Raw genomic sequence first — 20,502 nt, forward strand, 5'->3', positions numbered from 1 at the left:
TTCAAGGTTGTATCTGAATTCGGGGTCAGACCCGTCGGGGCAACCAGTCCCAATGGGACGGGTTGCGATTCCGCAGGGACTGACCCCAGCACTTGTTTGGGGTTTGCTGAGGCATGATACCTGTCCCCGCGCGCATCTAAAACCCCTGCACCAGCAACGGCAACTGCTCCGCAAACCGCTCCGTCAGCCACTTGCCCGCCTGCCCCGGCGGCGTGTCGGCGCGCTGGATCAAGTAAATCGGGTAATTCTCGCCATTGTCGACGGCCAGCGGCAGGTGCACCAAACGGCCTTCGGCCAGGTCCTCGCGCACCATCGCTTCGGGCATGTTGCCCCAGCCCAGGCCCGCGCGCAGCAGCGCGTGCTTGGAACCGAGGTCGCCCAGGCGCCAGTTGCGCAATCCCAGCACGCCGAAATCCTGGCCCTCCGTCAGCACGCTGCGGTCGCTGAGCACCAGCTGCACGTGTTCGCGCGCCACGCTCGAGGCAATCGGCCCTGCCAGCTGCGCCAGCGCGTGGCTGGGCGCGGCCACGGGAATCAGGCGCACGTGGCCGACGGCCATACGCTCGAAGACGCTGGCCGTGGCCGTCATCCAGCCACCGAGGCCGATGTGGCAGCTGCCATCCATCACCAGTTGCGCCACGGCGCCCATCGCTTCGATGCGCAGGCGCAGGGCGACGGTGGGGAACTGCGCCTGGAACGCCTCGAGCACGCGCACCAGCACGCAGGTGGGAAACATCACGTCGACCACCACCGACACTTCCGCCTCGAGCCCGCCGGCCAGCGCCTTGGCCCGCGCGCGCATGCCGTCGACCTTCAGCGCCACGGCCCGCGCGTCGGCCAGCAGGGCCTTGCCCGCGTCCGTCAGCGTGGGCTTGCGCTTGCCACGGTCGAGCAGCACCACGTTCAGCTGTTCTTCCAGGTTGGCGATAGTGTAGCTGATCACCGATTGCGTGCGGTGCAGCTGGCGCGCCGCGTGGGCGAAACCGCCCGCGTCGATGACGGCGACAAAGACGCGCAACTGGTCGAGCGAAGGCTGGCCCGGTTCTCTCATGATAACTCCATATCTAAAAATTCGATGCTAACCATTTATATTTACATGGTTTCATCGATAGTAGACCCGAACTATGATGTGTGCAAGTGCAGCAAACGCCGCACCCCCATCTATCGATCTTGAAGGAGTGCATCATGGCAAACGTACTACACATCAATAGCAGCGTGCGCAACAGCGGTTCCCTGTCGCGTCAACTGTCGGGCGAGTTCATCGCCAAACTGGCCGCGCAAGGCGACACCATCGTCGTGCGCGACCTGGCCGCGCAACCGGTGCCGCACCTGACGGAAGAAGTCATGGGCGCGTTCTTCACGCCAGCCGAGCAGCGCAGCGCGCAGGCGGCAGCGGCCGTGCAATTGTCCGATACCCTGGTCGATGAATTGCTGGCCGCCGACGTGCTGGTGCTGGCCGCGCCCATGTACAACTTTTCCGTGCCCTCGACCCTGAAGGCGTGGATCGACCACGTGGCGCGCGCTGGCCGCACCTTCCAGTACACTGCCAATGGCCCCGTTGGCCTGGCTACGGGCAAGAAAGCCGTGATTTTCACGGCCAGCGGCGGCGTCTACAGCGAAGGCCCGGGCGCCGCGTATGACTACCTGAGCACCTATCTGCGCACGGCGCTGGGCTTCATCGGCATCACGGACATCGAATTCGTGCAAGCCGAAGGCGTGGCCATGGGCGAGGATGCCGTCACCAGCGCGATCGCCAAGGGCCGCGCGTCGATCGAAGCCCTGGCTGCCTGATTTCCGCCTTTTGACGGATTGCCAATCTGTTATGGTTGACATAAGCTTGCCGGCGGCACGCCCCGTGCCAGGCCGGCGAGCCGTTCGCCATGAAAGTCCCTCATGCACCACAAGTTGGCAAGCGCAGTATTGTTCGGATGTTCCTTGTTTTCAGCAGGCGTTGCGCTGGCGCAGACGGCACCCGTTGCGCCGCCCCACGTGGGCCGCCACGCGTCCACGCCCGAGGATATCCGCGCCATTGAAAAAGTCGTCGCCGACTTCCAGGCGGCCCTGATCGCCAAGGATGTCAAGCTGCTGTCGTCGCTGATGCTGCACACGAACATCCTGTTCGCCTCGCCGGCCGATGACGCTTTCATCCAGAAAATGCGCGACACGACGGACGTCCACTTCGACGGCGTCGCGGCGGCCGGCTACGTCGGTTTCGCCAACTACATCAAGCGCGAACCCCTGCGCACGGAAGAAAAATTCTACAACGTCAAGATCACCCAGGACCGCCATGTGGCGTGGGTCAACTTCGACTACGAATTCCTCGTCGGCGACAAATTGTCCAACTATGGCGTCGAAGCGTGGCAGATGGTCAAGCGCGATGGTCAATGGAAAATCCTCAGCGTCGTCTGGTCCATGCATGCCGCGGCCGAGGCGGCGAAATAGGGCAGGCGCCTGCGGCGTTCAGTACAGAGTTGCCTTCTCATAATTTTTTCGCATCGTCTATACTTTCAGTGGGCGTGCCGCCATGCCTCAAGATGAGGCAGGCGTTCAAGTTTTTCCCTGTGCCGCGTAATAAAAAGCAGATAAGTGAGTCAGTATCCTGAGCAAGCGCGATTGCATGTATTCCAACCCTACGCCGGGTAGGGCCGTTGAGACAGGCTACCCGGGGATGTCATTTTTGGAGCAAACATCGTGCCGATAAAGTACGTTGATACGTATGAAATAAATTACACGGCGGAACCCTTACGCGGTTGCAAACTGTGGGGCGCCTATGTGTCCCTGTACACCCCCTCGAACAATCCCATGCACAGGAACAATATCGTCAAAAAGCACCGCGTGCTGGCCGATCATCCGTTTTCGACGGAAGCCGAAGCCGTCAGCGAGGCGGCCGAGGTGGCATTGAAGCTGGTCGAGCGGCGCCAGCGCCGTTATGTTTTCCATCCCTGATGCCACTGCGCCGCATCCTGCAGCGCGCGCCAGGGCAGGATCTGCACTCTGCCGGAATGCACGGCTTCCAGTTCCACGTGCGTGACGGGTTCATCCGGCGTGGCTGCGGCGCACACCTTGATGACGAGAAAATGTTTTTCCTTGTTGACGGGTGTCACCGCTGTCCATTTGCTGTTGAGTAATTTGTTTGGACGCAAGTTATTGCGATGTGGAAGGTGCATGGCGGGCCCGGGATTGGCGTGATGGCGATGTTGCCATTATCATGCAAGTTCCCGCCACGCACGAGGATCGCCATGAAACGCCAGTTGCACCTGCTCGTCATCGACCCGCAAAACGATTTTTGCGACTTGCCCGCCGAATGGCTGCCTGCCGGCACAGCACCGGCCTTGGCCGTGCCCGGCGCCCACGCCGACATGCTGCGCGTGGCGCAGCTGATCCGTGAAGGAGGCAATGGCTTGACGCAAATCAGCGTGACGCTCGACGCCCACCACCGCTACGACATTGCCCACCCCGCCTTCTGGCGCACGGGCGATGGCGGCGCTGTGCCGCCGTTCACACAGATCACGGCCCAGCAAGTGCGCGACCGCTTGTTCCTGCCTGCCGCCAGCGATGCCTTGCCGCGCGCGCTGGCTTACCTCGACGCCTTGCAGAAGGCGGGGCGCTATCAATTGATGGTGTGGCCCGTGCACTGCGAGATCGGCAGCTGGGGCCAGAATATCCACGCGGCCGTGCGCACCGCCTACAACGCGTGGGAAGTGGATCACCTGCAAGTGGTTGCCAAGCTGAGCAAGGGTTCGAATCCGTGGACCGAGCATTACTCGGCCGTCATGGCGGAAGTGCCCGATGCGCAGGATGCGGCCACCCAGCTCAACCTGGATTTCCTCGCCACTTTGCTGCCGGCGCAGCAGATTTATGTCACCGGCGAAGCGGGCAGCCACTGCGTGAAAGCCAGCACCGAACACATCGCCGACTACCTGGAAGCGCAGCAAGGCAAGACGGCCTTGTCGCGCCTCGTCTTGCTGACGGACTGCATGAGCCCCGTCACGGGCTTTGAAGCACAGCAGCGCGACTTCCTTGCAGCCATGCACGAGCGCGGCGCGCGGCTGGCGACATCCGCCGACGTCTTGCCCGAGTTGTTGGCAAACGCAGGCGATTGAGGCTGTCCTGCAAGCGAACCCTGCTGAAATGCTTGCGGTGGCGTACTATTCTGGCTTCAGGAAGTTGGAGAAAACACACATGACCCCGATAGTGCGCAGTTTGCTGGAAACCGATCTGTATAAATTTACAATGTGGCAAGCCTTGCTGCACGGTCATCCGAATACCCATACCGAATACGAATTTGTCTGCCGCAACGCCACCGCCTTTCCCCTGGCCGAACTGAAGGGCGAGCTGGAAGAACAGCTCGACCACCTGTGTTCGATGTCGTTTGCCGACGACGAGTTGGCCTATCTGCGCACCCTGCGGTTCATGAAGAGCGACTTCGTCGACTTCCTGACGGTGTTCCGTTTCCAGCGCAAGTTCATCGACGTGAGCACGGATGGCGACACCTTGCTCGTGCATGCGGCCGGGCCGCAGGTGCATGTGATGGGCTTCGAGATTTTCGTGCTGTACATCATCAATGAACTGTATTTCCGCCGCTTCGACCTCGATGCGGCCATGCGCGAAGGGCGCCACCGCCTGGGCTTGAAAGTGGAAGCCGTCAAGGAATTCGGCAAGCTGCCGCGGCGCAAGCATCCATTTGAATTTTCCGACTTCGGCGTGCGCCGGCGTTTTTCCGGCGCCTGGCACGACGAGGTGGTGCAGCGCCTGGCGCGCGAAGTGCCCGAGTATTTCAAGGGCACGTCGAATGTGTACCTGGCGAAAAAGCTCGGCATCGTGCCGATCGGCACCATGGCGCATGAATACATGCAATCGTTCCAGTCGTTCGGCGTGCGCCTGCGCGACTTTCAAAAGGCGGCGCTGGAGGACTGGGTGCAGGAATACCGGGGCGACCTGGGCATTGCCTTGACGGACGTGGTCGGCATGGATGCTTTCCTGGCCGACTTCGACCTGTATTTCGCCAAGCTGTTCGATGGTTTACGCCACGATTCGGGCGATCCCGTCGAGTGGGGCGAGAAGGCGCTGGCCCACTACGCGGCCCTGCGCATCGACGCCAATACCAAGCGCCTCGTGTTTTCCGATGGCCTGGACCTGGACAAGGCCTTTGCCCTGTACCAGCACTTCGCCGACCGCATCATGACAGGCTTTGGCATCGGCACCAATCTCACCAACGATGTCGGCTTGACGCCACTCAACATCGTCATGAAACTGGTGCGCTGCAATGGCCAGTCCGTGGCGAAACTGTCCGATTCGCCGGGCAAGACCCTGTGCAAGGATGAGACCTTCCTCGCGTATCTGCGACAGGTGTTTCACCACCCCGCCGTCCAGGCGCCTGTCTAGTGGGGCRTCACCACTGTATCCATGTGTTCGACCTGTGGCGGTGCGGCGAAAAATTCACCGACCAGGCCGCGCCATGCCTGGAAGTCGTCGCTGCCGCGGAAATGTACGGTATGGTCTTCCAGGGTTGTCCAGCCCACGACCAGGCGGTAGGCATCGCCATTTTCGATCGAGCGCTCCAGGCGCATCGACTCGCAGCCGCGTGCGCGCTGGAACAAGGGGACGGCTTTCGTCACGGCCGCTTCGAAGGCAGCGTGCGTGGCGGATTTGATCTGGATGTGGGCAATTTCAAAAATCATGACAAGTTCCGGTTTTGAAAGAAAGAACGCAGATCTTGCCACAGATTGTGCCCGCTTGCGGATGGCGATGGGGCCGCTGCCGTTCAGCTCTCGCCGCCGTCCCTGTCCAGCGCTTGCTGCAAATAGGCTTCCAGCTGGGGCACGTTCATGCTGGCGACATCCCTGGCCAGGGCATGACTGAGCCGTTTATCCACCTGGGCATCGAGGCTTAGACGCAACTGCCCCAGGAACTTGGGCGCGGCGACCAGGCACAGCTTGTTGTAGCGCTGTTGCTGCAAGCCCTGTTGCAGCACTTGCGCGATATGCCGTGCAAACTGTTCGTTCGCATGCTCGACCGGCGTCACCCGCGGCTCGGTCGTGTGCGCCTGCGTGCCCGCCTGCGTACCGGCGCGCATGCCGCTGCCGAAGCGTCCGCTGGCATCGCTGTTCAAGGCGTTCTCGTTTTCACGGCCCGCCGGATTGACAAAATCTTGCAGCTCGCCCAGCTGGTTTTGCTGTCCCAGCGCAAACAGCCGGGCCCGGCTGCTGTCGGCCACTACCACCCATGTGACGTCCATGCTTGTTCTCCTTGCTGTGCGCGCCGGCTAGCGCGACAGGGCCGCCATCGCGTCGTGCCTGTCCTGGTCGCAGCGGGCCGTGCGCTGTTCGATATCGCTGCCGCCACACGCTTGCACGATGGCGTGCGCGCGCTGCTGTTCCTCGGCGTGGCGCGTGGCCACCACCAGGCGGACCATGCCGCGGAACGCCGTCTTGCCGTAGTTGCGCCGGTACATATGGTTGTCGCCGCCGAACAGGGCATTGATCGCCCGTTCCAGCCGGCTGGTGAGGGTGTCGCAATTGCCGACCGTGAAATTGCCCTGCACGGGGCCAGCCTCGTCGTCGCCCGCGTCCAGCTGCACGGCGTGAGAAGGGAAACCTTCGGCCAGCAGCCGGTTGCGGGCGCGCTCGGCATCGGCTAAATGGTCGAAGATACGTATCAATGTAGTGCTGCTGTCCATGGCCCTGCCTTTCAACGAGGTGTGCTTGATTTGACCTGCGAGGCCGCAAATAATTCCGCCTCAGCCTGTAAAATCCTCGATCAAGGCGCAAAAGTTTGATAAATATCCAGTATGGCTGCCAAGTCGCGCTAAGATACGTCTTGCGGGATCAATCTTTCATAGGAGAACCAAATGGCAGCGAAAAAAATTCTGTTTTTGACCGGCGATTTTGCAGAAGATTATGAAACGATGGTGCCGTTCCAGGCCCTGCTGATGCTCGGTCATACCGTGCATGCCGTCTGTCCCGGCAAGAAAAGCGGCGAGACGATCAAGACGGCCATCCACGATTTCGAGGGCGACCAGACCTACACGGAAAAGCCGGGCCATCTGTTCACCCTGAACGCCAGCTTCGACGAGATCGACCCTGCCGACTATGACGCCGTGATGATCGCCGGCGGCCGTGCACCGGAATACCTGCGCCTGAACGAGAAAGTCATCGCCGCCGTGCGCCATTTCGCCGAGGCGGGCAAGCCTGTCGCGGCCGTCTGCCATGGCGCGCAATTGCTGGCTGCCGCCGACGTCATCCGTGGCAAGCGCATTTCCGCCTATCCCGCTTGCGCACCGGAAGTGAAACTGGCGGGTGGCACGTATGCCGATATCGCCGTCACGGACGCCGTCACGGATGGTCAGTTCGTCACGGCGCCCGCCTGGCCCGCGCATCCGGCCTGGCTGGCGCAGTTCGTCAAGCTGCTCGGTACCGAGATTCATTTGTAACCTTCACCAGCCCGGCAGGCCGCAGCGCTTGCCGGGCGCCCCACTTTTCAGATTCGAGTTCTTCATGCATGCGCCGCGCAGTCAACCTTCCCGCAAACAACTTCCAGCGTCGCGCTGGCGCCAGCGCCGCCTGGCGCAAGCCGCATCGGGCCTGAGCGCCGCGCAGGAACGCCAGCTGGCCACCCTGCACGAGATTTCCACCTTGCTGGCGGGACAGCACGCCATCGATGCGCTGTGCCGTGGCTTCCTGCGCCACGTGATGGAGTTCGCGCAGGCCGAGGGCGGCACCGTGCGCATCCTCGATCCGCAGCAGGACACCGTGCACATCATCGTGCACGAGGGCATTTCCGAGGCCATGGTGGAAGAGGAACACTGCATCCGCAACAACGATTGCCTGTGCGGCGCGGCCGTGGCGCAGGGCGTGATCCAGATCCGCGATTTCCGCCAGGTCGAAGCCTTGCAGCGCTACCGTTGCCAGGACGAAGGTTTCATTGCCATCGCCGTCTTCCCCATCCTTGCGCGCGAGCAGGTGGTTGGCAGTTTTTCGCTGCACTTTGCGCGCCCGCAAGCCGTGCAGGCGCAGCAGCAGGGCTGGCTGGAAACCCTGGGCCAGAGCCTGGGCATCGCCATCGAAAACCAGCGCCTGATCGCGCGCGAAAAGGAATTTGCCGTCGCGCGCGAACGCAGCCTGCTGGCCGAAGGCTTGCATGACAGCATTGCGCAAAGCCTGAACTTCATCAGCCTGCAAGTGCAGATGCTCGACGACTCCGTGCGCCGGGGCCAGCTCGACGAAGCGGCCGAAGTGTTGCCGCTGATGCGCATGGGCGTCGAGCAAAGCTACCAGGACGTGCGCGAATTGCTCGTCAATTTCCGCACGCGCTGGCATGGCAGCGACCTCGAAAGCAAGCTGTCGGAAGTGCTGGCCAAGTTCGAGCTGCAGACGGGCGTGATCGGCACCCTGGAAATGAGCGGCAACGGCGCGCCGCTGGCGCCCGAGCAGCAGTTGCAGATCCTGTTCATCGTGCAGGAAGCGCTGTCGAATATCCGCAAGCATGCGCAGGCGAGCAACGTGGCGCTGCGCGTGGACAACGGGCGCGATTTTGCGCTGCAGGTGCGCGACGATGGCGAAGGCTTCGCCGCCAACCTGCGCGACAAGAAAACGGAATTGCAGATCGGTTTGCGTATCATGCAGGAAAGAGCCGAGCGGCTCGGTGCGCAATTTGCCATCGACAGTACGCCCGGCGGCGGCACGACGATCTCGCTGGCCTTGCCGGCAGCCCGGCGCCAGGCCGCGTAACAAATGAATCATCTTTATCAGGCAACAAACACGTGAACGCACCAATCAAAATCCTGCTGGTCGACGACCACACCTTGCTGCGCAGCGGCGTCAAGCTGCTGCTGCAGCGCAATCCTCAATTCCAGGTGGTGGGCGAGGCATCGAACGGGCTGGACGGCGTGCGCCTGGCGGCCGAACTGCAGCCCGACGTGGTGCTGATGGACTTGAACATGCCCGGCGTGACTGGCGTCGAGGCGCTGCAGCTGATCTTGCAGGACCTGCCGCAGATGGTGGTGCTGATGCTGACCGCGTCGGAAAACGCGGCCGACCTCGGTGCGGCCCTGCGCGCGGGCGCACGCGGCTACTTGCTGAAAAATATCGAAGCCGAACAGCTGGGCCAGGCCATCTGCCGCGCCGCCGCTGGCGAATCCGTGATCGCCGACGCCATGACGGCCAAGCTCGTATCGCAGTTCCGCGCGGGGCAAAACGCGCCCCAGGAAGACTATGACAAGCTGACGCCGCGCGAACGTGAAGCCATGGCTTGCCTGGCGCAAGGACTGAGCAACAAGGAAATCGCGCGCCAGCTCGACGTGGCCGAAAGCACGGTGAAAATCCACGTGCAAAACATCCTCAAAAAGCTTAAGCTCAGCAGCCGCGTGCAGATCGCCGTCTACGCCGTCGAGCGCGAGTTAAGCAAATAGAGATCAAACAAAGCGCAAATAGTGGGCAAGGAATCCGCGATTGTTTGATCTGCATGGCGTTCCGGCCTAGACAACCCTAGTTCCTTTGACGTATGGCCTTGACCGTGCCTGCGCATTACACTCTTAGTCATTCGCTAATCTAATAAGAGAGTGTCATGCATAAGGTCAACGTCGATGGCTTGCTGTCGAGCCAGGCTCTGTTCCGCCATATTTCCCCTTCGCAATTAGAGCAATTGCGCCAGGATGTCGTACGTGTCGAAGTGGAAAAAGGCAAAGTGCTGTTCCGCAAGGGCGAAGTAGCGGAAGGCGCCTACGTGGTGGTCTTCGGCCTCGTCAAGCTGAGCGTGTTTTCCATGGAAGGGACCGATAAGGTACTGGAACTGATCCGTCCGGGCCAGAGCTTCGGCGAAGCCATGATTTTCCTCGATGAACCATATCCGTTCTGCGCCGAAGCGCTTGAGCACTGCCTGCTGCTGCGCATTCCGCCGCACGCGCTGCTGCGCCTGCTGGACCAGTCGCCCCGCATCGCGCGCCAGATGATGAACAGCCTGTCGCACCACCTGATGGGTTTCATCCGCAACGTGGAGCGCTGCTCCGTGCAGAACGCCACCCAGCGCGTGGTCGAGTATTTGCTGCAGGCCTCGGACCAGCAGCGCTCGAACGAAGTCAAGCTGGATCTGAAGAAAAGTTTATTGGCATCGTTCCTGAATCTGGCGCCCGCCACCCTGTCGCGCGTGCTGCACCAGCTGACGGACTTGCACCTGATTAAAGTCAGCGGTTCGCTAATCCAGATCCAGCCCGATGCCTTGAAAACCTATCGCCATGGTTCCGCCACGGCCATGCTGAACTAAGCGTTGATCACTCAGCTTTTTCAGCAGGCAAGGTCAGCCGCCAGAACAGCAGGGCGAGCAAGCTGACCGCCGCGCCCAGCGCGCATACCCCATGCCAGCCCGCCAGCGCATACACGCTGGTGGCGGCAATCGCACCGAGTCCGCTTCCCACCGCATAAAACAGCATGTAGCACGCCACCAGGCGGCTGTGCGCGTCGCTGTCCTGCTTGAAGATCAGGCTCTGGTTCGTCACGTGGATGGCCTGGCCCGCCAGGTCCAGCGCGATGATGCCGACGATCAAGGGCCACAGGGCCGCACCGGCAAAGCCCAGCGGCAGCCACGCGGCCAGCAGCAGCAGCAGGGCGGCGCCCGTCGTCCACTGCGCGCGGCCCTTGTCCGCCATGGCGCCCGCGCGCGCCGCGCCCAGCGCGCCGATCACGCCGACCAGGCCAAACGCGCCGATGGCCGCATGGCTATAGCCTTGCGCCGTCAGGGGCAGCACCAGGGCGCTCCAGAAAATATTGAAGACAGCAAACATCAGCAGGGCCAGCGTGCCGCGCACGCGCAACACCTTGTTGTGCAGCAGCATGTCCAGCATCGAGGCGAGCAGGGCGCCATACGCGAGCTTCTGGCCTTGCGACTTGGCCGGCGGCAGCATGCGCCACAGCAGCAGCAACAGGGCACAGGCGATGGCGGCGGAAACAAAATACACGGCGCGCCAGTCGGCCACATCTGCCACGACACCGGACAGGGTGCGCGCCAGCAGCAAGCCGATCACCACGCCGCCCTGCGCCATGCCGACGACTCTTCCCCGCTCATGGCTGGCCGCCGCGCTGGCCGCGTAGGCGATCAAACCCTGCGTCATGGCCGTGCCCAGCAAGCCGACCATCAGCATGCCGCCCAGCAAGGCTGCCGTGGAGCGGGCGCAGCCCAGCGCCACCAGGGTGATGGCCAGCATGCCCAGCTGGAACAGGGTCAGCCGGCGTCGGTTCAGCATGTCGCCCAGGGGCACGAGCAGCAGCAGGGCCAGCGCGCAGCCGATCTGCGTGGCCGTGATGACCATGCCGCTGGCCGCTTCCGTCATGCCGAACTCGTGCGCCAGGGTAGCGAGTAAAGGTTGGGCGTAATACACATTGGCCACGCTGAGGCCGGCCGCCGTGGCAAACAGCCAGACGAGGGTGGGAGGGAGTGTTGTCGTGATGGGGGAGTTCGTATCGCGCATGGTCTTTTATGTGGTTTCAAATTAAAACTAGTTGGAGTCTACGCCGAGAAGTTTTAAAATGCAACCACTCAATCCTGGAGAATGCCCGTGGCCAAGCGCAAGAGCCTGAAAACCGACCCCTGTCCCGTGGCGCGCGCGCTCGACGTGATCGGCGAGCGCTGGTCGCTGCTGATCGTGCGCGACGCCTTCGACGGCATGCGCCGCTTTGGCGAGTTCCAGAAAAGCCTGGGCGTGGCGAAGAACATCCTGGCCGACCGCCTGCACACCTTGGTGGAAGAGGGCATCTTTACGGTTGCGCCCGCCTCGGACGGCACGGCCTACCAGGAATACGTGCTGACGCAAAAGGGGCTGGCGCTGTTTCCCGTCGTCGTCGGTTTGCGCCAGTGGAGCGAGGCGCAATTGTTTGAAGCGGGCGAGGCGCATTCGACCTTGTTGCAACGTGATACGCACGCGCCCGTGTGCAGGATGGACGTGCTGGCGCCGGACGGCCGCGTGTTGCAGGCGGGCGACACGATCGTGCACAAGGTGGAGCAGAAAATGGAACCTGACGCATGAAGCGCGTGGCCGTGCTGGGTGGAGGCATCACGGGCGTGACGACGGCGTATGCGCTGGCCAAGCGGGGGGCGGACGTGACCCTGATCGAACGCCACCGCTATGCTGCCATGGAAACCTCGTATGCGAACGGCGGACAATTGTCGGCCTCGCACGCGGAAGTGTGGAACCACAAGGCAACGATACTGAATGCCCTGAAATGGATGGCGCGGCGCGATGCGCCCTTGCTGCTTCATCCCTGGCCCAGCTGGCACAAGCTGAGCTGGTTTGCCGAGTTTCTCGCCGCCATGCCGGCCTACGAGCGCAACACCATCGCCACGGCCCGCATGGCGATCGCCGCGCGCGAACATTTGTTTGCGTGGGCGCAAGCGGAAAACATCGACTTTGATCACCGCCGCGCCGGCATTCTGCACGTCTACCGTGACAAGGCCGGCTTCGAGCGGGCGGCCGGCGTCTCGCGCCTGCTGGCACAGGGCGGCTTGCAGCGGCGCGCTGTCACGCCGCAGGAAATGCGCGCCGTCGAACCGGCTTTGCAGGGCGACTTCTACGGCGGCTACTACACGGACAGCGACTCCACGGGTGACATCCACAAGTTCACCAGCGGCCTGGCCGACGCCTGCGTGCGCCTGGGCGTGGCCTGCCGCTATGGCGAGGAAGTCACGGCGCTGGCGCGCGAGCACGGCAAGGTGCGCGTCGCCATGGGCGCAGACAGCACCCTGTTCGATGCCGTCGTCATCTGCGCGGGCACGGCCAGCCGTGCCATGGCGGCCATGCTGGGCGACCATGTGAACGTGTATCCCGTGAAAGGCTATTCGATTACCGTGCAATTGGATGACGCCGCCAGCCGCGCGGCCGCGCCGTCCGTCAGCCTGCTCGACGACGCGACCAAGCTGGTCAGCAGCCGCCTAGGTGAAGACCGGCTCAGGGTGGCGGGCACGGCGGAATTCAACGGCATCAACCACGACATCCGCGCCGACCGCATCCGCCCGCTGCTGCAATGGGTCGAGCAGTGCTTTCCTGGCGTGAATACGCGCAAGGTCGTGCCCTGGGCCGGCTTGCGTCCCATGCTGCCCGACATGCTGCCAAAAGTGGGGCCGGGCAAGGCGCCGGGCGTGTACTACAACACGGGCCACGGCCACCTGGGCTGGACCCTGGCGGCCGCCACGGCGGAGATGGTGGCGACGATGGTGGATGGCGCCTAGTTCTTCGGCAGCAGATCGCTGAGCGCGGCGCGCCCCTTGACGGTGAGGAAGGGGCCGACCTTGCTGTAGGGCAGCAGGAAGTCGTTTTCGCAGCCGCTGCCGTTCGGGTCTTGCCAGAACGATACGCCTTCCGGCTTCAATGACAGGTGGAAGCGGCCGCGGCCGTCATAATCCGTGCCCTTGCATTCGGCATCGATCTTCACGTCCTTGAACAGGGCCTGGCGCAGGCGGTCCGGCAATTCGGCCTTGTCGTCGCCATCGCTGGCGCTGGCGCCAAACCAGTTCCACACGTCCGTTTCCTGGCCCGTTTTCACGTCCCAGGTGCGGAACTTGATGGAGATGCCGCTGGCGCCATAGCCGGCCGCCCAGCGGTAGAACTTCACCGTCACCCAGCGCGGCGACCAGTAGGTGGGATCTGCATACACTTCGTCTTCCGTCGTGAAACCGTTGCGGCCCAGGTATTCGCGGCGCGTGGCATAGAAGTCTTCCAGGTCCTTCTTGTTCTTCGCCAGTACGGTGCGCAGCTGCGCGTTGATTTTCGCCACGCCATCGCCGGGCGCCATCAGTTCCACGGTGATGGTGTCGCCCACTTGCAGGTTGCGGTATTGCTTGCCTTCGAAGGTGACGGGTTTGCTCACCTTGGTGCCGGGAAAATCTTCCAGCGCCAGGTTGTAGGCATCGCTGGCGCAGGACGGATGGTCGCGGTCGCCCGCCGCTTCCAGCAGGGTCAAGGCCAGGGGCAGGGTCTTGCCGCTTTTCGGGTCCGTCCAGGTGCCGGTGACCTTGTCGCCCTGCGGCGCGTTCAGCGACCACGTGCCCGTCGTATTGCCCTTGGCGTCGAGTTCCTGCCACAGCGTCTTGCCGTTCGGTTTGGCCAGCATGATCGGCGTCTTGTAGCGCGTATAGTAATAATTGCCGCTGCGGTCCGCACCTTGCGTGGTGCTGGGCTGGTTGAAGCAGGCGACGATATTGGCCTTGCCCACGGTGCCCTGCCACACCCCTTGCACGGGCGGCTCGGCGGCCATGGCGGCATTCAGGGCGGGCAGGGTCAGGCAAGCAAACAGAAAGCGGCGCATCGGTTAATCCTCTCGTGGGCGAAGGCCGATTCTACATGGCCGCGCCCACGAGATGCCACACCTGAACCTATGCGCCGGGGCGCTCCTGCGCCACGACAGCCATCGCCACGCCCAGGTACTGCAGCATGGCTGCGTCGACGAAGCTGCCCTCCATCAGACGCGGTTCCTGCTGGTGCGCCTGGCGGAACTTCAGCTGCGTGGCCGGGTCTGTGCCCGCGTAGGAGCGGAACAGTTCCAGCCACTGCCGCGCCAGTTGCAGCACGGCCGGATTGGTGGGCGGCGTGCGCGCATCGATGGCGGCGCGCACGGCGGCAATGAGGGCTGGCCACTCGCCCGAACGCCTGCCGTAGTTGGCCACCAGATGCGCGTATTCGTGCTCGTCGAGGAAGGGCCGGTACAGCGCCATGCGCGAGGCATTGAAGGCGGCGAGGATGAACTGCATCAGGTCCGCGTCGATGCTGGTCGTCGCCTGCATCGATGGCTCCTGCGCATGCATGTCGTTCAGGCGCGCGAACAGGCCCGGGTGGGCACCCGTGTCGCGCACCAGTTTGACCATCCATTCCGTGGCCAGCGCCTGCGCTGGCGCATCGCCGGGGTCCGCGCCCGCGTCCCTGACGGCGCGCACTCTCATTACCAGCGCTTTCCATTCCTGTTCCACGGCCGCATCGGACAGCAGCGGCAGTTGTTGCAGTTCTTCGTGACTAAAGTATTTGTCGTACATGGTCATCAACTCCATAGTGGTGAGCCACTCGGCCAGTTCCGGCGCCTGCCCCTGCGTCAGTTGCGTTTGCAGGGTGCGCAGGCGTTCACGCAGGGTGGAAGCTTGTGCGATCTGGCGCTCCAGCATGGCGATTTGCCGCGCCACGATGGAGGAGAGCGGCAGCTCCGGGCCGGCGAGGGCGTTGGCGATATCGGCCAGCGACAACCCGAATTTGCGCAGCGCCATGATCCGGTGCAGCCGGTCCATGTCGCCGTGCTGGTACAGGCGATAGCCAGCTTGCGTGCGCACCGAAGGCGAGAGCAGGCCGATGCTGTCGTAGTGGTGCAGGGTGCGGATGGTCAGGCCCGTGAGCCTGGCCAGTTCACCGATTTTCAACAGCATCGTCTTCTCCTTGTCTTCAGTGCGTACCAGCCACGATGGCGCCTGACGTAACGTCAGGGTCAAGCAGGAATGTAGCAGAGGCCTTGAAAAAACCCGCAAAAGAATCCGTTGACCTTCATTTTTTTGTACGGTATATTTATAAAACCGAACAACAGCTACAGCAAAACAAACGGGTTCGGGCCAGGCGGCATGACGGAGTAATCGTTGTGCGGCGCAGCAAGACGCGCCATTGGCAGGGCTGGAAAGACAATCCGCACAGACGGATTTTTTTCACAGTTGGTTTGTACGTTAAATATAATATGCCACCGGCAAGATCCGGGCGGCGAGAGAGACGACCATGATGAAAAGTATCGTTTGCGATACCCCCGGCAGTTTGCGCATGGAACAGCGCCCCGTGCCCGTGCCCGGCGAGGGTGAAGTGCTGCTGCGCATACGCCGCGTCGGCATCTGCGGCACCGACATGCATATCTTCCGCGGCACCCAGCCTTTCCTCAGCTATCCGCGCGTGATGGGGCATGAATTGTCCGGCCATATCGACAGCGCGCCAGCCGGCTCGCGCCTGGCCGTGGGCGACCAGGTCTACGTGATGCCCTACCTGTCATGCGGTACTTGCGTGGCCTGCCGCCAGGGCAAGACCAACTGCTGCACCCGCATCGAAGTGCTGGGCGTGCACCGCGACGGCGGCATGACGGAATACCTGGCGCTGCCCGAGCGCTTTGTCTTCAAGACGGAAGGCATCTCGCTCGACGACGCCGCCATGATCGAATTTCTCGCCATCGGCGCGCATGCCGTCAAGCGCGGCGCGGTCGATGCCGGCAAGCGCGTGCTGGTGGTGGGCGCCGGCCCGATCGGCATGGCCGTGATGCTGTTCGCGTCCTTGAAAGGCGCCGACGTGACGGTGCTCGACGGCCGCGCCGACCGTTTGCAGTTCTGCCGCGACGCGCTCGGTATCACCCGCACGGTGCAGTTGGGCGACGGCGACAAGGAGCAGCTGTCGGACGCTACCGGCGGCGAATTCTTCGACGTGGTGTTTGACGCCACCGGCAATATCGCCGCCATGGAACGGGGCCTGGACTTTGTCGCTCACGGCGGCGCCTATGTACTGGTGTCCATCGTGCGCGACCGCCTGTCCTTTTCCGACCCTGAATTCCACAAGCGCGAAACGACCTTGCTGGGTAGCCGCAACGCCACCGTCGACGATTTCGAGGAAGTGGTGGCGGCCATGAAGGCGGGCAAAGTTCCCACCGCGCTGCTCAATACCCACCGCACCACGCTCGACGAATTTACGGGCGTGCTCGATCGCTGGATGCAGCCCGAGGCCGGTGTCATCAAGGCCATCGTCGAGGTCTGAGATGAACGATCTCAACCCCATACTGCAATTTGGCACCAGCCGCTTCCTGCAGGCGCACGCCGACCTGTTTGTCAGCGAAGCGGCGAAGACAGGCGAGGCGCTGGGCCATATCACCATCGTGCAAACGACCGGCAGCGCGCAGGGCGCGGCGCGGGTGGCGGCGTTTCGCCAGGCCGGCGGCTACCCGGTGCGCATCCGCGGCTGGCATGACGGCGCGCAAGTCGATGAAGAGCGCCGCGCCGACACCGTCACGCAGGCGTGGCAGGCCGGCAGCGACTGGCGGCAAGTGCGCGATGCAGCCGTGGCCGCACGCGTGATCATCTCGAATACGGGCGACACGGGCTACCAGCTCGATGACGGCGACCACGCCGGCATGCTCGATGGCGCGACCGTTCCCGCCAGCTTTCCCGCCAAGCTGCTGGTGCTGCTGCATGACCGCTTCCTGTCCGGCGCCGCGCCCGTCTCGATTTTTCCGTGCGAACTGGTGGCCGACAACGGTCATGTATTGCGCCAGGTGATCGTGACATTGGCGCAGCGGTGGCGCTGCGATGCCGCGTTCATCGGGTATCTGCAAACGGGCTGCCTGTGGATCAATTCCCTCGTCGACCGCATCGTTTCCGAACCGATCGAACCGATAGGCGCGGTGGCCGAACCCTATGCGCTGTGGGCCATCGAGGCGCAGGAAGGCATGCTGCTGCCGTGCCGCCATCCGCAGCTGGTGGTGACGGACAGCCTGCGCGAGTATGAACAGCGCAAGCTATTTTTGCTCAATCTCGGTCACACCTATCTGGCGCAGCTGTGGATGGAACGGGGCAGCCCGGCCGGCATGACGGTGCGCGAGGCGATGGACGATGGCGCCATGCGCGCCGCGCTGGAAGCCCTGTGGCACGAGGAAGTGCTGCCCGTGTTTGCCGCCATGGGCGCACGGCACGGTGACGCCGCGCTGGCCTATGTGGCGCAGGTCAGGGAACGCTTCGGCAATCCCTTCCTCGCGCACCGCCTGGCCGATATCGCGCAGCACCACGCTGGCAAGATTGAGCGGCGCATGGCGCCCGTGGCGGCGCTGGCGCGGCAGCTGTGTCCCGCCCTGGCGCAGCCGCGCCTGCGCGCCATGCTGGCGCCGGGAGCGCAGCCATGAACGCCCCGCTCAGCGCAGTTGTTTCTTTTTTAGCATGCCGATCCAATCCGATATCGACTAAAATGGCCCACTCATCCACTTTCCCTTTCGCTGGCATAGCGCGTTCATTCATCCATGTCCAAACCCGCCACCGTCTTCAAGCGCAGTACCAATCTGCTGTTGCAATTTCTCGCCGAGAATGTCGCAGTGGGCGAGATGCTGCCGACGGAGCAGTTTCTGACCACGATCTGCCAGGGCAGCCGCACGGCCATCCGCAGCGCGATCGCCTACCTGTCGACGCGGCGCCTGATCGCCAGTCCGGCGGACCGGCGCCTGCTGCGCAAACCCATACCGGGCGACTACTTCGATATCTCCGAATTGCAGTCGGGGGCCGAGCGCATCCAGCAAGTGCTGATGGAGCGCGTGTACCAGCGCGACATGCCGCCCGGCGCGGAATTTTCGGAAGCGGAGCTGGCGCGCGAGGCGGGCGCCAGTACCGTCAGCGTTCGCGAATTTTTGATCGGCTTTTCGCGCTTCGGCCTGATCGAAAAGAAACCGCGTGGCGGCTGGCGCCTGTGCGCGTTCGACCGCTCGTTCGCCACGGAACTGGCGGACATGCGGCGCATGTTCGAGATGGCGGCCGTGGAGCAGTTTGCGCACCTGCCGCATGGCGATCCGGCGTATGCGGAACTGGCGCGGCTGATCAGGCAGCACGAGAAGCTGGCGGCCAGGATCGACACGCGCCACAATGCGTTTCCGGCGCTGGACCGCGAGTTCCACACCTTCTTGATCGGCCTCTTGAACAACCGCTTCGCGCAGGGCTTCTACGATATCGTCTCGTTCGTGTTTCACTATCACTACCAGTGGGACAAGGGCGAGGAAAAGGGCCGCAACAAATACGCGGTGCAGGAACACCTGGCCATCCTGCGTGCGCTGGCCGAGCACGACGTGCCGAAGGCGCTCGAGGCCATGCGCTCGCACCTCGATTCCTCGCGCAGCACCATGCTGTCCTCGATCGGCACGCGGGAAAAACTGAGCCAGCCGGCCGCCTAGCCGTCTTTGCCGGGGAGGGTGCGCCATGAGCCTCGCTTCCCAGCCTAGCAGCCTGCTGCTGATGTCGCCCGAGGATAACTGCCTGATCGCCAGGACAGCCCTGGCCTGCGGCGACGTCGTCGCCATCGACGGCGTGCCCGTCACCCTGGCGCAAAACATCCACATCGGCCACAAGGTGGCGCGCCGCGCGCTGGCCGTGGGCGACAAGGTGCTGCGCTACGGTGCCCTGATCGGCAGCATCACGGCCCCCGTCGCCATCGGCGAGCATATCCATACGCACAACCTGGCAAGTGATTACATCCCCACGTTTACCCTGGGCCAGGACGGCCACCATTTCCTGGACAAGGACGACCAAGCATGAACGCTCCCGTAACGACACCCGCCCTGTCGGGCTACCTGCGCGCCGATGGCCGCAAGGGCATCCGCAATATCGTGGTCGTGGCCTATATGGTCGAATGCGCGCACCACGTGGCGCGCCTGATGGTCAACGCTTTTCCCGGCCAGCCCGTGCACCTGATCGGCTTTACGGGTTGCTTCCCCAACGAATACGCGGACCAGGTGATGCGCCGTTTGCTGACGCACCCGAACGTGGGCGCCGTGCTGCTGGTCTCCCTGGGCTGCGAAGGCTTCAACAAATATGGCCTCTCCAGCGCCGTGGCAGACAGCGACCGTCCCGTGCACACGATCACGATCCAGGAAAACAGCGGCACGCGTCCCAGCGTGAGCAGCGGCGTCGAGTGGATCGGCTGGGCCCTTGAGCACCTGGCGCAGCAGGAGCGCGTGCCGATGGGGATCGATGAGCTGGTCGTCGCCACCATCTGCGGCGGCTCCGACAGCACCAGCGGCATCAGCGCCAACCCGGCCGTCGGCGTCGCGTTTGACACCCTGATCGCCGCCGGCAGCCCCTGCATCTTCGAAGAGACGGGCGAACTGGTGGGCTGCGAATACCACATGCAGCGGCGCGCCGTCAGTCTGGACCTGGGCAACGCCATCGTCGAAACCGTGGCCAAGGCCGCCCGCTACTACACCATCATGGGCCATGGCAGCTTCTCGCCGGGGAACGCCGATGGCGGCCTGACCACGCAGGAAGAAAAGTCGCTGGGCGCCTACGCCAAGAGCGGTTCCTCGCCCATCGTCGGCATTTTGAAACCGGGCGACCAGCCGGCCGGCGGCGGCCTGTACCTGCTCGACGTGGTGCCGGACGGCGAACCGCGCTTCGGTTTTCCGAACGTGTCGGACAACGCGGAAATCGTCGAACTCATTTCCTGCGGCGCCCACATCACCTTGTTTACCACGGGCCGCGGTTCGGTGGTCGGCTCGGCGATCTCGCCCGTCATCAAGGTGTGCGCCAATCCGCAAACCTTCGAGCGCCTGGCCGACGACATGGATATCAATGCCGGCAAGATCCTCACGGGCGAAGCCACCCTGGAAGAAGTGGGCGCGGAGATCGTCGCCGCCGTGCTGAACGTCGCCAACGGAGAATTGAGCCGCTCGGAAGACCTGGGCCACCAGGAATTCGTGCTGACCTATAAACAATTCGACGCGGTGGGGCCAGGCTGTTTCCCGCTGCGCGCCGCTTGAGAGCCGA

Annotated in this window: 24 protein-coding genes; 16 read left to right on the top strand and 8 right to left on the bottom strand. The window is 63.3% G+C overall.

Annotated features, from left to right (window positions below; all coding sequences use genetic code 11):
• Positions 1 to 136: 136 nt before the first annotated feature.
• Complete coding sequence (locus AC4BCN_RS07770; RefSeq protein ID WP_219329268.1) at positions 137 to 1,051, bottom strand: LysR family transcriptional regulator; 915 nt, start codon at positions 1,049 to 1,051, stop codon at positions 137 to 139.
• A gap of 134 nt (positions 1,052 to 1,185) precedes the next feature.
• On the opposite strand from AC4BCN_RS07770, the gene AC4BCN_RS07775 reads away from it, so the two are divergent.
• From AC4BCN_RS07775 to AC4BCN_RS07785, 3 genes are all read left to right on the top strand, one after another.
• Entirely contained in the window at positions 1,186 to 1,791 is a 606-nt protein-coding gene (locus AC4BCN_RS07775; RefSeq protein ID WP_490492948.1) for an FMN-dependent NADH-azoreductase, read from the top strand.
• Positions 1,792 to 1,935: 144 nt separating this feature from the next.
• A complete protein-coding gene (locus tag AC4BCN_RS07780; RefSeq protein ID WP_490492949.1) occupies positions 1,936 to 2,442 on the top strand; it encodes a hypothetical protein in 507 nt (168 codons plus the stop codon).
• A gap of 360 nt (positions 2,443 to 2,802) precedes the next feature.
• Positions 2,803 to 2,946: a hypothetical protein gene (locus AC4BCN_RS07785; protein ID WP_254798474.1), complete on the top strand. Its 144-nt coding sequence runs from the start codon at positions 2,803 to 2,805 to the stop codon at positions 2,944 to 2,946.
• Here AC4BCN_RS07785 and AC4BCN_RS07790 read toward each other — a convergent pair.
• Positions 2,928 to 3,167 carry a TIGR02450 family Trp-rich protein gene (locus AC4BCN_RS07790; RefSeq protein ID WP_034759713.1) on the bottom strand — a complete coding sequence of 80 codons (240 nt, stop codon included), beginning with the start codon at positions 3,165 to 3,167 and terminating at the stop codon, positions 2,928 to 2,930. The two genes, AC4BCN_RS07785 and AC4BCN_RS07790, sit on opposite strands and share 19 nt — an antisense overlap.
• Before the next feature lie 72 nt (positions 3,168 to 3,239).
• On the opposite strand from AC4BCN_RS07790, the gene AC4BCN_RS07795 reads away from it, so the two are divergent.
• On the top strand, positions 3,240 to 4,103 hold the full coding sequence (locus AC4BCN_RS07795) for a cysteine hydrolase family protein (RefSeq protein ID WP_490492950.1): 864 nt from the start codon (positions 3,240 to 3,242) through the stop codon (positions 4,101 to 4,103).
• Between the two features lie 79 nt (positions 4,104 to 4,182).
• Positions 4,183 to 5,385 (top strand): nicotinate phosphoribosyltransferase, encoded by a 1,203-nt coding sequence (gene pncB, locus AC4BCN_RS07800; protein WP_046685285.1) that lies wholly within the window; start codon positions 4,183 to 4,185, stop codon positions 5,383 to 5,385.
• Here pncB and AC4BCN_RS07805 read toward each other — a convergent pair.
• The 3 genes from AC4BCN_RS07805 to AC4BCN_RS07815 form a co-directional block, all read right to left on the bottom strand.
• A complete protein-coding gene (locus AC4BCN_RS07805; protein ID WP_490492951.1) occupies positions 5,382 to 5,681 on the bottom strand; it encodes an antibiotic biosynthesis monooxygenase family protein in 300 nt (99 codons plus the stop codon). The genes pncB and AC4BCN_RS07805 overlap by 4 nt on opposite strands.
• An 83-nt stretch (positions 5,682 to 5,764) precedes the next feature.
• Positions 5,765 to 6,238: a host attachment protein gene (locus tag AC4BCN_RS07810; protein WP_490492952.1), complete on the bottom strand. Its 474-nt coding sequence runs from the start codon at positions 6,236 to 6,238 to the stop codon at positions 5,765 to 5,767.
• A gap of 27 nt (positions 6,239 to 6,265) precedes the next feature.
• The gene (locus AC4BCN_RS07815; protein ID WP_490492953.1) at positions 6,266 to 6,679 is read right to left on the bottom strand and encodes a hypothetical protein; all 414 of its coding nucleotides are present in this window, start codon (positions 6,677 to 6,679) and stop codon (positions 6,266 to 6,268) included.
• A gap of 171 nt (positions 6,680 to 6,850) precedes the next feature.
• Between AC4BCN_RS07815 and AC4BCN_RS07820 the strand changes: the two genes are divergently transcribed.
• The 4 genes from AC4BCN_RS07820 (at position 6,851) to AC4BCN_RS07835 (ending at position 10,260) form a co-directional block, all read left to right on the top strand.
• A complete protein-coding gene (locus AC4BCN_RS07820) occupies positions 6,851 to 7,432 on the top strand; it encodes a DJ-1/PfpI family protein (RefSeq protein WP_058051378.1) in 582 nt (193 codons plus the stop codon).
• Positions 7,433 to 7,496: 64 nt separating this feature from the next.
• The gene (locus tag AC4BCN_RS07825; protein ID WP_485882202.1) at positions 7,497 to 8,729 is read left to right on the top strand and encodes a GAF domain-containing sensor histidine kinase; all 1,233 of its coding nucleotides are present in this window, start codon (positions 7,497 to 7,499) and stop codon (positions 8,727 to 8,729) included.
• 32 nt (positions 8,730 to 8,761) lie between these two features.
• Entirely contained in the window at positions 8,762 to 9,409 is a 648-nt protein-coding gene (locus tag AC4BCN_RS07830; RefSeq protein WP_490492954.1) for a response regulator, read from the top strand.
• A gap of 155 nt (positions 9,410 to 9,564) precedes the next feature.
• On the top strand, positions 9,565 to 10,260 hold the full coding sequence (locus tag AC4BCN_RS07835) for a Crp/Fnr family transcriptional regulator (protein ID WP_034759676.1): 696 nt from the start codon (positions 9,565 to 9,567) through the stop codon (positions 10,258 to 10,260).
• Between the two features lie 7 nt (positions 10,261 to 10,267).
• On the opposite strand, the gene AC4BCN_RS07840 is transcribed toward AC4BCN_RS07835, so the two are convergent.
• Complete coding sequence (locus tag AC4BCN_RS07840) at positions 10,268 to 11,461, bottom strand: MFS transporter (protein WP_490492955.1); 1,194 nt, start codon at positions 11,459 to 11,461, stop codon at positions 10,268 to 10,270.
• An 87-nt stretch (positions 11,462 to 11,548) separates the two neighbouring features.
• Here AC4BCN_RS07840 and AC4BCN_RS07845 point away from each other — a divergent pair, with 87 nt between their 5' ends.
• Together AC4BCN_RS07845 and AC4BCN_RS07850 are read left to right on the top strand one after the other, a co-directional pair.
• Complete coding sequence (locus AC4BCN_RS07845) at positions 11,549 to 12,016, top strand: winged helix-turn-helix transcriptional regulator (RefSeq protein WP_490492956.1); 468 nt, start codon at positions 11,549 to 11,551, stop codon at positions 12,014 to 12,016.
• Positions 12,013 to 13,215 (top strand): D-amino acid dehydrogenase, encoded by a 1,203-nt coding sequence (locus AC4BCN_RS07850; protein ID WP_490492957.1) that lies wholly within the window; start codon positions 12,013 to 12,015, stop codon positions 13,213 to 13,215. The genes AC4BCN_RS07845 and AC4BCN_RS07850 overlap by 4 nt, the downstream gene beginning before the upstream one ends.
• On the opposite strand, the gene AC4BCN_RS07855 is transcribed toward AC4BCN_RS07850, so the two are convergent.
• Together AC4BCN_RS07855 and AC4BCN_RS07860 are read right to left on the bottom strand one after the other, a co-directional pair.
• Positions 13,212 to 14,291, bottom strand: coding sequence for a hypothetical protein (locus AC4BCN_RS07855; RefSeq protein WP_490492958.1), 1,080 nt, complete (start codon positions 14,289 to 14,291; stop codon positions 13,212 to 13,214). The two genes, AC4BCN_RS07850 and AC4BCN_RS07855, sit on opposite strands and share 4 nt — an antisense overlap.
• 67 nt (positions 14,292 to 14,358) lie before the next feature.
• Positions 14,359 to 15,393: a MerR family transcriptional regulator gene (locus AC4BCN_RS07860; protein WP_490492960.1), complete on the bottom strand. Its 1,035-nt coding sequence runs from the start codon at positions 15,391 to 15,393 to the stop codon at positions 14,359 to 14,361.
• A gap of 340 nt (positions 15,394 to 15,733) precedes the next feature.
• On the opposite strand from AC4BCN_RS07860, the gene AC4BCN_RS07865 reads away from it, so the two are divergent.
• From AC4BCN_RS07865 to AC4BCN_RS07885, 5 genes are all read left to right on the top strand, one after another.
• Complete coding sequence (locus tag AC4BCN_RS07865) at positions 15,734 to 16,744, top strand: zinc-binding alcohol dehydrogenase family protein (protein WP_034760300.1); 1,011 nt, start codon at positions 15,734 to 15,736, stop codon at positions 16,742 to 16,744.
• 1 nt (position 16,745) lies between these two features.
• On the top strand, positions 16,746 to 17,882 hold the full coding sequence (locus tag AC4BCN_RS07870; RefSeq protein WP_490492961.1) for a mannitol dehydrogenase family protein: 1,137 nt from the start codon (positions 16,746 to 16,748) through the stop codon (positions 17,880 to 17,882).
• 114 nt (positions 17,883 to 17,996) lie between these two features.
• Positions 17,997 to 18,914, top strand: a complete 918-nt coding sequence (locus AC4BCN_RS07875; protein WP_456148750.1) for a GntR family transcriptional regulator — start codon at positions 17,997 to 17,999, stop codon at positions 18,912 to 18,914.
• Positions 18,915 to 18,939: 25 nt separating this feature from the next.
• A complete protein-coding gene (locus AC4BCN_RS07880) occupies positions 18,940 to 19,275 on the top strand; it encodes a UxaA family hydrolase (RefSeq protein ID WP_070303651.1) in 336 nt (111 codons plus the stop codon).
• The gene (locus AC4BCN_RS07885; protein WP_490492962.1) at positions 19,272 to 20,495 is read left to right on the top strand and encodes a UxaA family hydrolase; all 1,224 of its coding nucleotides are present in this window, start codon (positions 19,272 to 19,274) and stop codon (positions 20,493 to 20,495) included. Before AC4BCN_RS07880 ends, AC4BCN_RS07885 begins: the two co-directional genes overlap by 4 nt.
• Positions 20,496 to 20,502: the final 7 nt, after the last annotated feature.

The sequence above is a fragment of the Janthinobacterium sp. Bl 1 genome, from assembly GCF_058215535.1.

Bases quoted from the DNA above. Each gene is read 5' to 3' on its own strand.
- AC4BCN_RS07810 (WP_490492952.1), bottom strand. From the start codon at position 6,238: ATGGACGTCACATGGGTGGTAGTGGCCGACAGCAGCCGGGCCCGGCTG.
- AC4BCN_RS07875 (WP_456148750.1), top strand. From the start codon at position 17,997: ATGTCCAAACCCGCCACCGTCTTCAAGCGCAGTACCAATCTGCTGTTG.
- AC4BCN_RS07850 (WP_490492957.1), top strand. From the start codon at position 12,013: ATGAAGCGCGTGGCCGTGCTGGGTGGAGGCATCACGGGCGTGACGACG.
- AC4BCN_RS07880 (WP_070303651.1), top strand. From the start codon at position 18,940: ATGAGCCTCGCTTCCCAGCCTAGCAGCCTGCTGCTGATGTCGCCCGAG.
- AC4BCN_RS07795 (WP_490492950.1), top strand. From the start codon at position 3,240: ATGAAACGCCAGTTGCACCTGCTCGTCATCGACCCGCAAAACGATTTT.
- AC4BCN_RS07865 (WP_034760300.1), top strand. From the start codon at position 15,734: ATGAAAAGTATCGTTTGCGATACCCCCGGCAGTTTGCGCATGGAACAG.
- AC4BCN_RS07825 (WP_485882202.1), top strand. From the start codon at position 7,497: ATGCATGCGCCGCGCAGTCAACCTTCCCGCAAACAACTTCCAGCGTCG.
- AC4BCN_RS07860 (WP_490492960.1), bottom strand. From the start codon at position 15,393: ATGCTGTTGAAAATCGGTGAACTGGCCAGGCTCACGGGCCTGACCATC.
- AC4BCN_RS07835 (WP_034759676.1), top strand. From the start codon at position 9,565: ATGCATAAGGTCAACGTCGATGGCTTGCTGTCGAGCCAGGCTCTGTTC.
- AC4BCN_RS07770 (WP_219329268.1), bottom strand. From the start codon at position 1,051: ATGAGAGAACCGGGCCAGCCTTCGCTCGACCAGTTGCGCGTCTTTGTC.
- pncB (WP_046685285.1), top strand. From the start codon at position 4,183: ATGACCCCGATAGTGCGCAGTTTGCTGGAAACCGATCTGTATAAATTT.
- AC4BCN_RS07815 (WP_490492953.1), bottom strand. From the start codon at position 6,679: ATGGACAGCAGCACTACATTGATACGTATCTTCGACCATTTAGCCGAT.
- AC4BCN_RS07840 (WP_490492955.1), bottom strand. From the start codon at position 11,461: ATGCGCGATACGAACTCCCCCATCACGACAACACTCCCTCCCACCCTC.
- AC4BCN_RS07855 (WP_490492958.1), bottom strand. From the start codon at position 14,291: ATGCGCCGCTTTCTGTTTGCTTGCCTGACCCTGCCCGCCCTGAATGCC.
- AC4BCN_RS07790 (WP_034759713.1), bottom strand. From the start codon at position 3,167: ATGCACCTTCCACATCGCAATAACTTGCGTCCAAACAAATTACTCAAC.
- AC4BCN_RS07785 (WP_254798474.1), top strand. From the start codon at position 2,803: ATGCACAGGAACAATATCGTCAAAAAGCACCGCGTGCTGGCCGATCAT.
- AC4BCN_RS07775 (WP_490492948.1), top strand. From the start codon at position 1,186: ATGGCAAACGTACTACACATCAATAGCAGCGTGCGCAACAGCGGTTCC.
- AC4BCN_RS07885 (WP_490492962.1), top strand. From the start codon at position 19,272: ATGAACGCTCCCGTAACGACACCCGCCCTGTCGGGCTACCTGCGCGCC.
- AC4BCN_RS07820 (WP_058051378.1), top strand. From the start codon at position 6,851: ATGGCAGCGAAAAAAATTCTGTTTTTGACCGGCGATTTTGCAGAAGAT.
- AC4BCN_RS07870 (WP_490492961.1), top strand. From the start codon at position 16,746: ATGAACGATCTCAACCCCATACTGCAATTTGGCACCAGCCGCTTCCTG.